Below are 13,926 nucleotides of genomic sequence, written 5' to 3'. Positions count from 1 at the left end.
CTGTGTTCATTCTGTACGCCCTGTTCTTCCTGCTGGGCATCTTCCTGTTCGGACTGGCGTTCACCATCCCCGCGTGGGGCGGACTGATCTTCGTCGGCGGCATCCTCTCGATCTCGCTCGCGCTCGCGCTGCCGTTCCATTTCGGCAGCCGCACCTGACGCGTCGCGGTCTGCCCAAGGTTTGATCAGGGCCGATCTGGAATCCTCGAAGCCGTCTGGGCGACCGCCCTCGGCACGTCCGAAGGCTTCACGAAACTCGGGCCGTCGATCGTCTTGGGCGTCTCGCTGATCGCGAGCATGGCGGCTGTGTGGTCGGGCTCAAGCTCGTCGGCCACGAATGGCCGCGCAGAATGATCGCCCCGAGGCTTCGGCCCCGGGGCGATCTTCGTGTGTCGTGCGCCGGAAACAGAAGAGGACCCGCGTATATGCGGGTCCCTCTTCACCGGTGTCGTGCCCCCGACAGGAATCGAACCTGCGACCTTTGGTACCGGAAACCAACGCTCTATCCCCTGAGCTACGGAGGCGTACCGACCGAGGATATCACCGCGGCGCCCGCCTCCCAGACGCGGCGGGCCCGTCAGAAGCGGGCGAGCAGCGCCGGGGCGAAGGCGAGCGCCGCGGCCAGCGGGACGACGGCGAGGGCGACGAAGGCGACACCGACCAGCACGATGTTCCCGGCGATGGCCAGCAGCGCCGCGACCGGCGCGGATACTTCGCGCGGGAGGCGGTCAGAACGGGGGAGCGGGACGGTCGCGGTGGCCATACCTCGACGGTACGAAGCCGCGCAAGACCCGCACATCGGCCGGTGGATGCACGAGCATCCCCCGCGAGGATGATCCGCGACTACTCGGAGAGCTCCGCGACCGCCTCGGCGAGCCGCTGCGCGAGGTAGCGGTGACCCGCGCTCGACGGGTGGTCGGCGCCGGTCTTGCTGGTGTCGATGACGTCGAGGTAGTTGGCCTCGGTGATCCAGCCCTCGCCGAGGGGAGAGATGTAGAACCAGCCCCGGTCGGATGCGAGTTCAGCCAGATCGCTGTCGATGCGAGACGTGGCGCGCTCGACGGGCAGCACCTGCGGGGCGGGGCCGAGGATGACAATGCGCGCGTTCGAGTACGTCGCGGCCAGGGTGTCCCACGCCGCGGTGACGGCGTCCTTGTAGCCGGATGCCGGGAGCCTGCGGTCGTTGATAGAGCCCTGCACGATGATGAGGTCGGGCGCGAGCGTCGGGTCGAGCTCGGCCATGCGGGTACCGAAGTCGGGGCCGTCGATGCCGGGCTTGAGGTAGCCGCTGCCGCGCACGCCGTCGACGATCGTGACCCAGCCCGCTGCCTCCGACACGATGTAGGCGTAGCCGAGCCGGGGACTCGCTGCGGCCGACCCGTAGGTCCACGAGTCGCCGAAGATGAGCACTCGGGGCGAGTCCGGAAGGTCGAGCGGCGCGATCTCGACCGCTGCTGCGACGTCGTCGGACCCGGCCGCGACGGTGGCCGCCGGAGTCGCCCACGGGCGCCAGATCGAGACGGCGATCACTGCGATCGCGGCCACAGCGAGCACTGCCTTGAGCCACGACGGCACGCGTGAAACGGTGCGGTCGGGTGCGGGCATGCGATGAGGGTATGTCACCATCGCCACACATCCAAATGATTCTTTCCGATCGACGTCGAAGGGTTCGGACGAGCGTGTCCGCAGCGGGCTCGCGGCATGCGAGGATACTTCGGTGCAACGCATCCTGACCGCTGAACTCGACCTGGAATTGGGGTCGTCCGTCGACCTGATCTTCCAGATCGCGGCGGCTCAGCCTGCGCCGATCGTGCGCGAGCAGCTGACGTTCTCGACGGGCGATCGTGTGTACACGCCGACTGAGATCATCGACCAGTCCGGCAGTCGTCTGCACCGCTTCTTCGGCGACGCGGGCTTGCTGCAGGTGCGCTACGAAGCCGCCGTCGAGGGGCAGGTGGCGGCGCGCGCGACGAGCGACCTCGAGGCCATCAGCTATCTGCGGCCGAGTCGCTATTGCCAGTCCGATGAGGTGTTCGCGCAGGCTCGCAGGCAATTCGGCGGCCTGCAGGGGCACGACCTCATCTCTGCCGTGAGCGAGTTCGTGACGGCATCCACGACGTACAGTCCGGGACTCAGCCAGGGCACCGATTCGGCCGTCACGACGCTGATGACAGGCCAGGGGGTGTGCCGCGACTACGCGCACCTCGTGATCGCGCTGCTGCGCGCGATGGACATGCCCGCCCGCTATGCCGCGTGCTACGCGCCCGGCCTTCGCCCCATGGACTTCCATGCCGTCGCCGAGGCGTACCTCGACGGGCAGTGGTACGTCATCGACGCGACGCGGCTGTCGAACCGCAACGGCCTGGTGCGCATCGCGACGGGGCGGGATGCCGCAGACTGCGCCTTCCTCTCCTATTACGGCGGTGGCCTGTCGCTGCGTCGGATGCGCGTGGACGCCGTCGTCTTGCCGGACGATGCTGCCGACGTCGAGGCGCTCGAGCAGGCGTCGAGCGCGTCTGATCCGGCCGCCGACGATCCGGCACTGCTGGTGCAGATCGGCTGACCGCCCGCGCAGGGTCATGCTCGCCCGCGACCGTAGAATTGACGGGCTATGAATCCTGATGCCCTCTCCGCAGCACTCCTCGCCGTCATCGCCCCGCTCGCCGAGGCGCGACGCCCGGGTTCGAGTGAGGGACTGACGGCCGCCGACCTGCCGCTGGAACGCCCGAAGAACCGCGATCACGGCGACTGGGCCTCCAACGCCGCGCTGAAGCTCAGCAAGGTGGTCGGCGCGAGCCCGCGCGAGTTCGCCGCAGAGATCGCTGCCGGGCTCGAGACGGTCGACGGCGTGGCCTCCGTCGAGGTGGCGGGTCCCGGGTTCATCAACATCCGCTTGGATGCCGCGGCCGCCGGCGCGCTGGCGAAGACCATCGTCGAAGCCGGCGCCGCATTCGGCACCAATGACAGCCAGCGGGGCAACACGATCAATCTGGAGTTCGTCTCGGCGAACCCGACCGGCCCCCTGCACATCGGTCACACCCGCTGGGCGGCGCTCGGCGACGCAATCGCCCGCCTGCTGCTCGCGAGCGGGGCGACGCTCGTGCGCGAGTTCTACATCAACGACGCGGGCGCGCAGATGGAGCGCTTCGGGCGCTCCGTGCTCGCCGCGATCAAGGGTGAGCCCACGCCGGAGGACGGCTACCCGGGGTCGTACATCGACGACCTCGCGCGCCGTGTGCTCGAGAAGGAGCCCGAGCTGCTGGGTCTGCCGGCCGACGAGCAGCTCACCCTCGCCCGCGACGCGGCCTACGCGTTCCAGCTCGGCGACCTGCAGGCGTCGCTGGAGCAGTTCAACGTGCATTTCGACGTGTTCTTCAGCGAGCGCGTCCTGCACGCGAAGGGCGAGGACGGCGCGCCGAGCCTCGTCGACGAGGCGGTCGACCGTCTTCGCGAGCAGGGGCATGTGTTCGACCAGGACGACGCCGTGTGGGTGCGCACGACCGACTTCGGCGACGACAAGGATCGTGTCATCCGCCGCTCCAACGGCGAGTACACCTACTTCGCCGCTGATGCCGCGTACTACCTCAACAAGGGCGACCGCGGCTTCGCGCACAAGATCTACCTGCTCGGTGCTGACCACCACGGCTACGTGCACCGGCTCAAGGCGCTCGCCGGCGCGGCCGGTGACGACCCTGAGAAGGACATCGAGGTGCTCATCGGGCAGCTTGTCTCGGTCAACGGGGCGCGACTGTCCAAGCGTGCGGGCAACATCATCGAGCTCGACGACCTGCGTGACTGGCTCGGTACGGATGCGTTGCGGTACTCGCTCGAGCGCTACCCGGCCGATTCGCCCCTGACGCTCGACCCCGAGATCCTGCGCAAGCGCACGAACGACAACCCCGTCTTCTACGTGCAGTACGCGCACGCCCGCACGCACAACGTCGCTCGCAACGCCGCCGATTCCGGTGTCGCCCGCGATGCGTTCGCGCCCGAACTGCTCGAGCACGAGACCGAGTCGGCGCTGCTCGGCGCATTGCAGGAGTTCCCGCGCATTGTCGCCTACGCGGCCGAGGTGCGCGAGCCGCACCGCGTGGCCCGTTACCTCGAAGAGCTCGCGGCGCTGTACCACCGTTGGTATGACAACTGCCGGGTCACGCCGCTGGGCGACGAGGAGGTCACCGACCTGCACCGCACCCGCCTGTGGCTCAACGACGCCACCGGTCAGGTGCTGCGCAACGGCCTGGATCTGCTGGGGGTGAGCGCGCCGGAGCGCATGTGACATGAGCGGCGACACGCAGCCGACCGCGCCGATCCCGCACCAGGACGCGCAGTGGGTGCTGTCGGCGCCCGCCGAGCCGAAGCGCACGCGACGACGGCGCTGGCCGTGGTTCGTCGCGCTGGGCATCGTCGTCGTCCTGCTCGCGGTCGGCGTCGTGATCGCCGAGCAGGTCGCGCGCAGCGCGACCGTCTCGACGGTGCGGTCGATGATCATCGACCAGCTCGACCTGCCCGCCGATCAGCAACTCGACGTGGAGATTCCCGGCATGGTGCTGCCGCAGCTCATCACGGGAACGCTCGGCGAGGTGCGTGTCGCATCAGACGACGTGTCGTTCGAGGGGCTGAGCGGAGCGATCGAAGTGGTGGCCAGCGGCGTGCCGATCCGCGGCGATGCCGCCGCCGATTCCGCGCACGCGCGGCTGACGCTCGACCAGGCGCAGTTGCGGAGCCTGCTCGCGCAGGTCGACGGCATCCCGGTCGAAACCGTCACGATCGACGATGACCGCGTCGGCATGCTCGCCGAGCTCGACCTGTTCCTGACGACCATCGAGGTCGGAGTCACGCTCGAGACCGAGGTGGAACAGGGTGACCTCGTCCTGTCTCCCGACACTCTGACCGTCGCCGGCGCGGAGCTGTCGGCGGGCGCCCTGCTCGAGCAGTTCGGTCCCGTCGCAGAATCGATCCTCGGCTCGTGGACGATCTGCCTCGCCGACCGCCTGCCCGCCGGGCTCACGCTCGAAGCGGTCACGGTCGAAAACGACCACATCGTCGCCGACGTCGACATCGACGGCGCGATCATCGTCGACGAAGCGCTGCAGCAGCCCGGCACCTGCACCTGATCTCGCAGGCAGGAGAAATCGCCGAGACAGGACGATGTTGCCGAATTCGGCCTGTCCCGGGGATTTCTCCTGTCACCGAGGGGACGTCACACCGACAGGCTGCCGTGCGGCGGTGCCCTAGACTGTGGGGACTGTCGGGGCGTGTCCATCCCGCCCCCAACACCCCACCTTCTTCGTTCGAATCGGTGATGCCCGTTGTCTGACCCCCGCCCGCTCGTGCCCGACTGGCTCGTCGCGCCGGGCGACGCCAACGCGCTCGTCGAGCAGGTGTGGCCCGCGTCCGCGACTCGCGACGAGCACGGTGTGCTGTCGATCGGCGGCGTTCCGGTGACGGATCTGCGCGACACCTTCGGCACTCCGCTCTACGTCTTCGACGAGCCGGGCGTGCGTGCCCGCGCGCGTCGGGTGAAGGCAGCGTTCGACGCGGCGGCTGCCCGTCACGGCGTGCGGGCCCGCGTCTACTACGCCAGCAAGGCGTTCCTTTCCAGTGAGGTGCTGCGGTGGGTCACGGCCGAGGGTCTGGCCGTGGATGTCGCCACCGGGGGAGAGCTCGCCGTCGCGCTCGCGACCGGGGTGGATGCCGCACGTCTCGGCCTGCACGGCAACAACAAGTCGGTTGCCGAGCTCGAACGCGCCGTCGACGTGGGCATCAGCTCGGTTGTCGTCGACAGCCCCATCGAAGTCGAGCGACTTGCGACGATCGCCGACCGCCGTGGCGTCGTGCAGCCGGTGCTCGTGCGCGTCAACAGCGGCGTGCACGCCGAGACGCACGACTTTCTCGCAACGGCCCACGAAGACCAGAAGTTCGGATTCGCGCTCGATGCTGCCCCCGGCATCGTCGCCCGCATCCGCGAGCTGCCGTCGCTGCAGTTCGTCGGACTGCACTGCCATATCGGGTCGCAGATCTTCGGCACCGCGGGCTTCGAGGAGTCCGCGTCGCGCGTCGTCGAGCTGCACGCGCAGCTCAGCGAAGACGCGCCGGTGCCCGTCCTGAACCTTGGCGGCGGCTTCGGCATCGCCTACACCTCGGTCGATGACCCGACCCCGATCGAGCAGCTCGCCGACGGCATCGTCGACGCGGTCGCTCGCGAGTGCGAGGTGCGCGGCATCCCGATGCCGAACGTCGCCTTCGAGCCGGGCCGATCGATCGTCGGCCAGGCGGGTGTCACGCTGTACGAGGTCGGCACGGTCAAGCCGGTGCAGGCCACCGATGACCTGCAACGCCTGTACGTGAGCGTCGACGGCGGTATGAGCGACAACGCCCGCCCTGCGCTCTACGGCGCGCACTACTCGGCGCGCATCGCCTCTCGCACATCCGACGAGGAGCCCGCGCTGGCTCGTGTCGTCGGCAAGCACTGCGAATCCGGCGACATCGTGGTCGACGCAGAGTACCTTCCCGGCGATGTCGCACCCGGTGATCTGCTCGCGGTGCCCGCGACCGGCGCGTATTGCTTCTCGCTCTCGAGCAACTACAACTTCGTCCCCCGGCCGCCGGTCGTCGCCGTCGGGGACGGGCGCGCGCGTGTCATCGTGCGTGGTGAGACCATCGACGACCTGCTCGCCCGCGATGAGGGGCTCCACGCCCCGACCACGGAGGACACACTATGACCGACTACCGCCGCCTGCGCGTGGCGCTGCTCGGCGCGGGAGCCGTCGGCTCCCAGGTCGCCGACCTGCTGCGCAAGCACGCCGATGAGCTGGCCGACCGTGCCGGCGCCGCCCTCGACCTCGTCGGCATCGCCGTCCGCAACCTCGACGCGCCGCGCGACGCCGACCTGCCGCAGGAACTGTTCACGACCGATCCCGAGGCCCTCCTGGTCGGCTCCGACATCGTGATCGAGCTGATGGGCGGCATCGAGCCGGCTCGCACCAACATCCTGCAGGCACTGAACGCCGGCGCCGACGTGGTCACCGCCAACAAGGCGCTGCTGGCCACCCACGGTCCCGAGATCTTCGACGCAGCCGACCAAGTGGGTGCCTCCGTCTACTACGAGGCGGCCGCGGCCGGCGCCATCCCGATCATCCGCCCGCTGCGCGACTCGCTCGCAGGCGACCGCGTCAAGCGCATCATGGGCATCGTCAACGGCACGACGAACTACATCCTCGACCGCATGGACCGCGAGGGATCCGAGTTCGCCGACGTCCTCGCCGACGCGCAGTCGCTCGGCTACGCCGAAGCCGACCCCACCGCAGACATCGAAGGCTACGACGCCGCGCAGAAGGCCGCGATCCTGGCATCGCTCGCCTTCCACACCGCTGTGCCGCTCGATGCCGTGCACCGCGAAGGCATCACGAAGATCGACAAGCAGATGATGGATGCCGCGCGCCACGCCGGCTTCGTCATCAAGCTGCTCGCCGTCTGCGAGCGCCTTGAGGGCGCCCCGCGCTACCCGGCCGAGCCCGCCGCCGAAGTAACTGCCGACGGCGAGGCCATCTCGGTGCGCGTCTACCCGGCGCTCGTGCCGCGCGACCACCCACTGGCGAGCGTCCACGGTGCCAACAACGCCGTGTTCGTCGAGGCGGAAGCCGCCGGCAGCCTCATGTTCTACGGCGCCGGAGCCGGCGGCGTGCAGACCGCGTCGGCGGTGCTCGGCGATGTCGTCTCGGCTGCCCGCCGCCACATTGCGGGCGGTGTCGGGGTGGGAGAGTCCACGCGCGCCAACCTGCCGGTCGTGCCGATCGGCCGGGTCACCACCAGCTACCAGATCACGCTCGAGGTCGACGACCGACCCGGCGTGCTGGCAACCGTCGCCGGCATCCTCAGCGAGGGCCGGGTCTCGATCGCAACGGTCGAGCAGACCATCGTCGCCGAACCCAACGGCGATGCGGGGCGTGCCCGCATCGTCATCGGCACCCACCGAGCCGTCGAACAGGACCTGTCCGACACTGTCGATCGCCTCGCCTCCAGCGGCGTGGTCGACCGTGTCGTCTCGGTGCTGCGCGTAGAAGGAGACTGACATGGCACACGTCTGGCGCGGAGTGCTCCGCGAATTCGCCGATCGACTGGGCGTCACCGACGCCTCCACGGTCGTCACGCTGGGTGAGGGCGGCACGCCGCTGATCCCCGCAAGGTCGCTGTCGCAGATCACGGGCGCGAACGTCTTCGTCAAGTTCGAGGGCATGAACCCGACCGGCTCCTTCAAGGACCGTGGCATGACCGTCGCGCTCTCGCGCGCCGTCGAGCACGGTGCGAAGGCCGTCATCTGCGCCTCCACGGGCAACACGTCGGCCTCGGCCGCCGCCTACGCGGCGCACGCCGGCATCACCGCCGCCGTGCTCGTGCCCGAGGGCAAGATCGCGATGGGCAAGCTCAGCCAGGCCGTCGCGCACGGCGGCACGCTCATCCAGATCCGCGGCAACTTCGACGACTGCCTCGAGATCGCCCGCGAACTGGCCGACAACTACCCGGTACACCTGGTCAACTCAGTCAACCCCGACCGCATCGAAGGCCAGAAGACTGCGGCGTACGAGGTCGTCAGCCAGCTCGGCGACGCGCCGGACTTCCACTTCATCCCGGTCGGCAACGCCGGCAACTACACGGCCTACTCCCGCGGCTACCGCGAAGAGGCAGATCGTGGCGTGTCGACGAAGGTGCCGCGCATGTTCGGCTTCCAGGCCGAGGGCTCGGCGCCCCTCGTGCGCGGCGAGGTCGTCAAGAACCCCGAGACGGTGGCCTCCGCCATCCGCATCGGCAACCCGGCCTCGTGGGAGCTCGCACTCGAGGCGCGCGACGCCACCGACGGCTGGTTCGGCGCCATCGACGACGACCGCATCCTCGCCGCCCAGAAGCTGCTGTCGAGCACGGTCGGCGTCTTCGTCGAGCCGGCGTCGGCGATCAGCGTGGCGGGCCTGCTCGACCGTGCTGAGGCCGGTATCGTCCCCGCGGGCTCGACCGTGGTGCTGACGGTCACCGGTCACGGCCTGAAGGACCCGCAGTGGGCCCTTCGCAACGCCGACGGCAGCGACGTGCAGCCGACCGTCGTCGATGCGACCACGAGCGAGGTCGCGTCGGTGCTCGACCTGGCACAGGGCTGACGGTGACGGCGGGGGCTGTGGCCGGGCGCACCGTCTCGGTGCGTGTGCCGGCCACGAGCGCCAACCTCGGACCCGGGTTCGACACACTCGGGCTCGCGCTCAGCGTGTACGACGAGCTGACCGTCACGGTGCTGCCCGAGCCAGGGCTTCGCATCACGGTCACCGGTGAAGGTGCGGACGACGTGCCCACCGACGCGTCGCACCTGGTCGTCCGCGCGATGTCGTACGCGTTCGAAGCCTTCGGGCGGGAGCTTCCCGGCATCCACCTCGACGCGCACAACGTCATTCCACACGGGCGCGGCATGGGGTCCTCCGGTGCCGCCGTCGTGGCGGGCCTGCTCGCCGCCAAGGGCCTGCTCGCGGGCGACGTCGACCTCGGCGACGACACCCTGCTGCGGTTGGCGACCGAGCTCGAAGGGCACCCCGACAACGTCGCACCCGCACTGTTCGGCGGTCTCACGATCGCGTGGATGGACGAGCACGGTCCGCAGCACAAGAAGCTCATCGTGCACCGCGGTGTCGCGCCCCTCGTCTTCGTGCCCGACTTCAAAATGTCTACGAGCGTCGCCCGAGGTCTTGCGCCGCTGCAGGTGACCCGTGAGGATGCCGTCTTCAACGTGTCACGGTCGGCGCTGCTGATCGCAGCGCTCACGCAGAGCCCCGAACTGCTGCTCGCGGCGACCGAGGACAAGCTGCACCAGTCGTACCGCGCCGCCGCGATGCCGGCGACCGACGCGCTCGTACGAGCGCTGCGTGCCGAAGGGCTCGCGGCGGTCGTTTCGGGTGCGGGACCGAGCGTCCTCGTGCTCGCAGACGGCCCCGGTCAGCGCCTGATCGCGGCCGAGATCGCGGGCCGGATGACAGACACTCCGTGGCAGGCCCTCATGCTCGCCGTCGACGTCAAGGGTGGTACAGTGAGGGACCATACGGAGGGTTCCACGGCATCGACGTGAATCTGGCCTCCATCGCAATTCTGCGAACCACCGCATAACCCCCGCTTCGGCACCCGCGCTCCATCATGGGAGCCCGACGGCGGCTGGGCGGCGCCGGGTGGACGGCGCCTGTGCGGCTGTGAACGTTTCCACTGTTTCTTACGAAGGAGTACTCGTGGAGTCCATCTCCGAGACCCAGACCGACGACACCGCCCGCGACGACGCGAGCGCCGAGCAGCAGGCTTCGGCCGTCGAGGCCCCGGCCGCGACCGACCAGGCTCCCGCCGCTGATGCGCCCGCCGCCGACGCGCCCGCCGCCGACGCGCCCGTCGCCGAGGCACCGGCCGAAGACGCCGCACCCGCCAAGGCGCCGCGCAAGCGCGCACCGCGCCGGGCCAAGAGCACCGATGCTCCGGCCGAAGACGCGCCGGCTCCCGCCGAGCAGCCCGCCGACGCGCCCGCCGCCGACGCAGCCCCCGCCGACGCGCCCGCCGCCGAGGCGCCCGCCGACGAGGTGGCCGAGGCCCCCGCCGAGAAGGCGCCCGCCAAGAAGGGGCGTGGCCGGGCCAAGAAGACGGTCGACGCGGATGCCGCCGCATCCGACGCACCGGCAGCCGAGGCGGCTCCGGCCGACGCAGCCGCCGAGCAGGCCGAGCCTGCGAAGGGCGACGACCAGGGTGACGCGCCGTCGGCCGGCGAGGGCGACAAGAGCGCCGAGACGGCCGACGCCGACAAGAACGACGCGGGTGAGGGTGACGGCGAGGGCTCCGGCCGCAGCCGCAGCCGTTCGCGCAGCCGCAGCCGCAACCGCAACAAGGGCGGTGACGGCACCCAGAACGGCGGCCAGAACCAGGGCGGCAACCAGCAGGGCGGCCAGCAGAACAACAACAGTGGTTCGGATGCCGACGACGACCAGTCGCAGGGCTCCGGCCGCGGCCGCCAGCGCAACAAGCGTCGCGGCCAGGGCCAGAACGACGAGTTCGAGACCGAGATCGGCGAGGACGACGTCCTCATCCCGATCGCGGGCGTGCTCGATGTGCTCGACAACTACGCGTTCGTGCGTACCACTGGCTACCTGCCCGGCCCGAGCGACGTCTACGTCTCCCTCGGCCAGGTCAAGAAGTACAACCTGCGCAAGGGTGACGCCGTCGTCGGCGCCATCAAGCAGCCGCGCGAGGGCGAGCAGTCGAGCCGCCAGAAGTACAACGCGCTCGTCAAGGTCGACGCCGTCAACGGCCTCTCGGTCGACGATGCCGCCAACCGCGTCGAGTTCAGCAAGCTCACGCCGCTCTACCCGCAGGAGCGCCTGCGCCTGGAGACCGCGCCCGAGAAGCTGACCCAGCGCATCATCGACCTTGTGGCCCCGATCGGCAAGGGCCAGCGCGGGCTCATCGTCGCGCCGCCCAAGGCCGGCAAGACGATCGTGCTGCAGCAGATCGCGAACGCGATCGCGCAGAACAACCCCGAGGTCCACCTCATGGTCGTGCTCGTCGACGAGCGCCCTGAAGAGGTCACCGACATGCAGCGCACCGTCAAGGGCGAGGTCGTCGCCTCGACCTTCGACCGTCCCGCTGAGGACCACACGACGGTCGCTGAACTCGCCATCGAGCGCGCCAAGCGCCTCGTCGAGCTCGGTCGCGACGTCGTCGTGCTGCTGGACTCGATCACCCGCCTCGGCCGCGCCTACAACGTGTCCGCGCCCACCTCGGGCCGCGTGCTCACCGGTGGCGTCGACGCGTCGGCGCTGTACCCGCCCAAGCGCTTCTTCGGCGCCGCGCGCAACATCGAGAACGGCGGATCGCTCACGATCCTGGCCACCGCGCTCGTGGAGACCGGTTCCAAGATGGACGAGGTCATCTTCGAGGAGTTCAAGGGCACCGGCAACAGCGAGCTGCGCCTGAGCCGTCAGCTCGCCGACAAGCGCATCTTCCCGGCCGTCGACGTGAACGCGTCCTCGACGCGTCGCGAAGAGATGCTGCTCTCGTCCGACGAGGTCAAGATCACGTGGAAGCTGCGTCGTGCGCTCGCGGGTCTCGACCCGCAGCAGGCGCTCGAGGTGGTGCTGGGCAAGCTCAAGGAGACCCAGTCCAACGTCGAGTTCCTCGTGCAGATGCAGAAGTCGATCCCGGCGCCCGCGCGCGACTCGCACGGCGGCGGACACAGCCACGGGCACGAGAACAACATCCGCTGATCGTGTTCGAGTCGGTCCAGGCGCTGATCGACGAGCACCGCGCGGTGCAGGAGGAGCTTTTCGACCCCGCGGTGCACGCCGATCCCGCCCGCGCCAAGCGCGTCAACCGGCGCTACGCCGAGCTGTCGAAGATCGTCGCGGCCCACGATGCGTGGGTCGCGGCGGGTGACGACCTCGAGGCGGCGCGTGAGCTCGCCCGTGAGGACGACGCGTTCGCCGAGGAGGTGCCGGTGCTCGAGGCCGGGCTGGATGCGGCGCAGGAGAAGCTGCGGCGCCTGCTCATCCCGCGGGACCCCGACGACGCCCGTGACGTGATCATGGAGATCAAGGCGGGGGAGGGCGGCGCCGAATCCGCGCTGTTCGCGGCCGACCTGCTGCGCATGTACCTGCAGTACGCGGCCTCGAAGGGCTGGAAGACGGAGCTGCTCGAGCGCAACGAATCCGACCTGGGCGGCTACAAGGACGTGCAGGTCGCGATCAAGGGCGCCTCGACAGATCCTGCGCAGGGCGTCTGGGCGCACCTGAAGTACGAGGGTGGGGTGCACCGCGTCCAGCGGGTACCGGCGACCGAGTCGCAGGGCCGCATCCACACCTCGACGACCGGCGTGCTCGTCTTTCCCGAGGTTGATGAGCCTGAAGAGATCCACATCGACCCGAACGATCTGAAGATCGACGTCTTCCGTTCGTCGGGTCCCGGTGGGCAGTCGGTGAACACGACCGACTCGGCGGTGCGCATCACGCATGTGCCCACGGGCATCGTCGTGTCGATGCAGAACGAGAAGTCGCAGCTGCAGAACCGTGAGGCCGGCATGCGTGTGCTGCGCGCCCGCCTGCTCGCGAAGCAGCAGGAAGAACTGGATGCCGCGGCATCCGACGCGCGTCGCTCGCAGATCCGCGGCATGGACCGCTCCGAGCGCATCCGCACGTACAACTTCCCAGAGAACCGCATCGCCGATCACCGCACCGGCTACAAGGCGTACAACCTCGACCAGGTGATGGACGGGGCGCTCGAGCCGATCATCGAATCGGCGATCAGTGCCGATGAAGAGGCGCGGCTGGCCGCGCTCGGCGGCAGCGACTGATCAGATGTAGTACTCGGGCGCCGTCAGGATCGCGCGGGTGTCTTCACCGGCGCGGCGGGGGCGCGCCTTGGCGGGGATGCCGATGAGCACCGAGTCTGCGGGGGAGTCCTTCGTGACGACGGCGTTCGCGCCCACCGCCGATCGGGCGCCGATCGTGATGGGGCCGAGGATCTTGGCGCCCGCGCCGACCAGCACGCCGTCTTCGAGGGTGGGGTGCCGCTTGCCGGCGTCGCGGGTGCGGCCGCCGAGGGTGACCCCGTGGTACAGCATGACGTCGTCACCGACCTCTGCGGTCTCGCCGACGACCACACCCATGCCGTGGTCGATGAAGAAGCGGCGACCGATCGTCGCGCCGGGGTGGATCTCGATGCCGGTCAGCCAGCGGGTCACCTGACTGATTGCCCGGGCGGGAAACCGCCAGCCGCGCTGCCACAGCGCATGCGTCGCACGGTGTGCCCAGATGGCGTGCAGCCCCGGGTAGAGCAGGGCGATCTCGAGGTCACCCCTCGCTGCGGGGTCGCGCAGGCGTGCTGCCGCGATGTCTTCGCGGATGCGTGCGGTGAACGTCTG

The 13,926-nt window shown here is 69.6% G+C and carries 13 protein-coding genes, 1 tRNA gene and 1 pseudogene; 11 read left to right on the top strand and 4 right to left on the bottom strand.

What is annotated here, in order from left to right; all coding sequences use genetic code 11:
- Positions 1-2: 2 nt before the first annotated feature.
- Both ACSF8R_RS13470 and ACSF8R_RS13465 read left to right on the top strand, forming a co-directional pair.
- Positions 3-158, top strand: a complete 156-nt coding sequence (locus ACSF8R_RS13470) for a hypothetical protein (protein ID WP_434812313.1) — start codon at positions 3-5, stop codon at positions 156-158.
- 42 nt (positions 159-200) lie between these two features.
- Positions 201-308, top strand: a pseudogene (locus tag ACSF8R_RS13465) (QacE family quaternary ammonium compound efflux SMR transporter); the annotation flags it as partial.
- 142 nt (positions 309-450) lie between these two features.
- Here ACSF8R_RS13465 and ACSF8R_RS13460 read toward each other — a convergent pair.
- The 3 genes from ACSF8R_RS13460 to ACSF8R_RS13450 all read right to left on the bottom strand — a co-directional run bounded on the left by ACSF8R_RS13460 (position 451) and on the right by ACSF8R_RS13450 (position 1,604).
- Positions 451-523: transfer RNA gene (locus ACSF8R_RS13460), tRNA-Arg, on the bottom strand.
- A 53-nt stretch (positions 524-576) separates the two neighbouring features.
- Positions 577-762, bottom strand: coding sequence for a hypothetical protein (locus ACSF8R_RS13455; RefSeq protein ID WP_434812312.1), 186 nt, complete (start codon positions 760-762; stop codon positions 577-579).
- Between the two features lie 80 nt (positions 763-842).
- Complete coding sequence (locus tag ACSF8R_RS13450; RefSeq protein ID WP_434812311.1) at positions 843-1,604, bottom strand: SGNH/GDSL hydrolase family protein; 762 nt, start codon at positions 1,602-1,604, stop codon at positions 843-845.
- Between the two features lie 112 nt (positions 1,605-1,716).
- Between ACSF8R_RS13450 and ACSF8R_RS13445 the strand changes: the two genes are divergently transcribed.
- The 9 genes from ACSF8R_RS13445 to prfA all read left to right on the top strand — a co-directional run bounded on the left by ACSF8R_RS13445 (position 1,717) and on the right by prfA (position 13,356).
- On the top strand, positions 1,717-2,562 hold the full coding sequence (locus tag ACSF8R_RS13445) for a transglutaminase-like domain-containing protein (RefSeq protein ID WP_434812310.1): 846 nt from the start codon (positions 1,717-1,719) through the stop codon (positions 2,560-2,562).
- 48 nt (positions 2,563-2,610) lie between these two features.
- A complete protein-coding gene (locus ACSF8R_RS13440; RefSeq protein WP_434812309.1) occupies positions 2,611-4,278 on the top strand; it encodes an arginine--tRNA ligase in 1,668 nt (555 codons plus the stop codon).
- 1 nt (position 4,279) lies between these two features.
- Complete coding sequence (locus ACSF8R_RS13435; protein WP_434812308.1) at positions 4,280-5,116, top strand: LmeA family phospholipid-binding protein; 837 nt, start codon at positions 4,280-4,282, stop codon at positions 5,114-5,116.
- Between the two features lie 195 nt (positions 5,117-5,311).
- Complete coding sequence (gene lysA, locus ACSF8R_RS13430) at positions 5,312-6,724, top strand: diaminopimelate decarboxylase (protein WP_434812307.1); 1,413 nt, start codon at positions 5,312-5,314, stop codon at positions 6,722-6,724.
- Entirely contained in the window at positions 6,721-8,073 is a 1,353-nt protein-coding gene (locus tag ACSF8R_RS13425; protein WP_434812306.1) for a homoserine dehydrogenase, read from the top strand. The genes lysA and ACSF8R_RS13425 overlap by 4 nt, the downstream gene beginning before the upstream one ends.
- A 1-nt stretch (position 8,074) precedes the next feature.
- Positions 8,075-9,151: a threonine synthase gene (gene thrC, locus ACSF8R_RS13420; protein ID WP_434812305.1), complete on the top strand. Its 1,077-nt coding sequence runs from the start codon at positions 8,075-8,077 to the stop codon at positions 9,149-9,151.
- 2 nt (positions 9,152-9,153) lie between these two features.
- Positions 9,154-10,104: a homoserine kinase gene (gene thrB / locus ACSF8R_RS13415; protein WP_434812304.1), complete on the top strand. Its 951-nt coding sequence runs from the start codon at positions 9,154-9,156 to the stop codon at positions 10,102-10,104.
- A gap of 154 nt (positions 10,105-10,258) precedes the next feature.
- Positions 10,259-12,274 carry a transcription termination factor Rho gene (gene rho / locus ACSF8R_RS13410; protein ID WP_434812303.1) on the top strand — a complete coding sequence of 672 codons (2,016 nt, stop codon included), beginning with the start codon at positions 10,259-10,261 and terminating at the stop codon, positions 12,272-12,274.
- 2 nt (positions 12,275-12,276) lie between these two features.
- Positions 12,277-13,356, top strand: coding sequence for a peptide chain release factor 1 (gene prfA / locus ACSF8R_RS13405; protein WP_434812302.1), 1,080 nt, complete (start codon positions 12,277-12,279; stop codon positions 13,354-13,356).
- On the opposite strand, the gene epsC is transcribed toward prfA, so the two are convergent.
- Positions 13,357-13,908, bottom strand: coding sequence for a serine O-acetyltransferase EpsC (gene epsC, locus ACSF8R_RS13400; RefSeq protein ID WP_434812365.1), 552 nt, complete (start codon positions 13,906-13,908; stop codon positions 13,357-13,359).
- Between the last annotated feature and the right edge of the window lie 18 nt (positions 13,909-13,926).

The organism is Microbacterium sp. bgisy189, assembly GCF_965345345.1.
Lineage (GTDB): Bacteria > Actinomycetota > Actinomycetes > Actinomycetales > Microbacteriaceae > Microbacterium.
The sequence above is the reverse complement of the archived record's forward strand: the minus strand, read 5'-3'. Positions and strand labels throughout refer to the sequence as shown.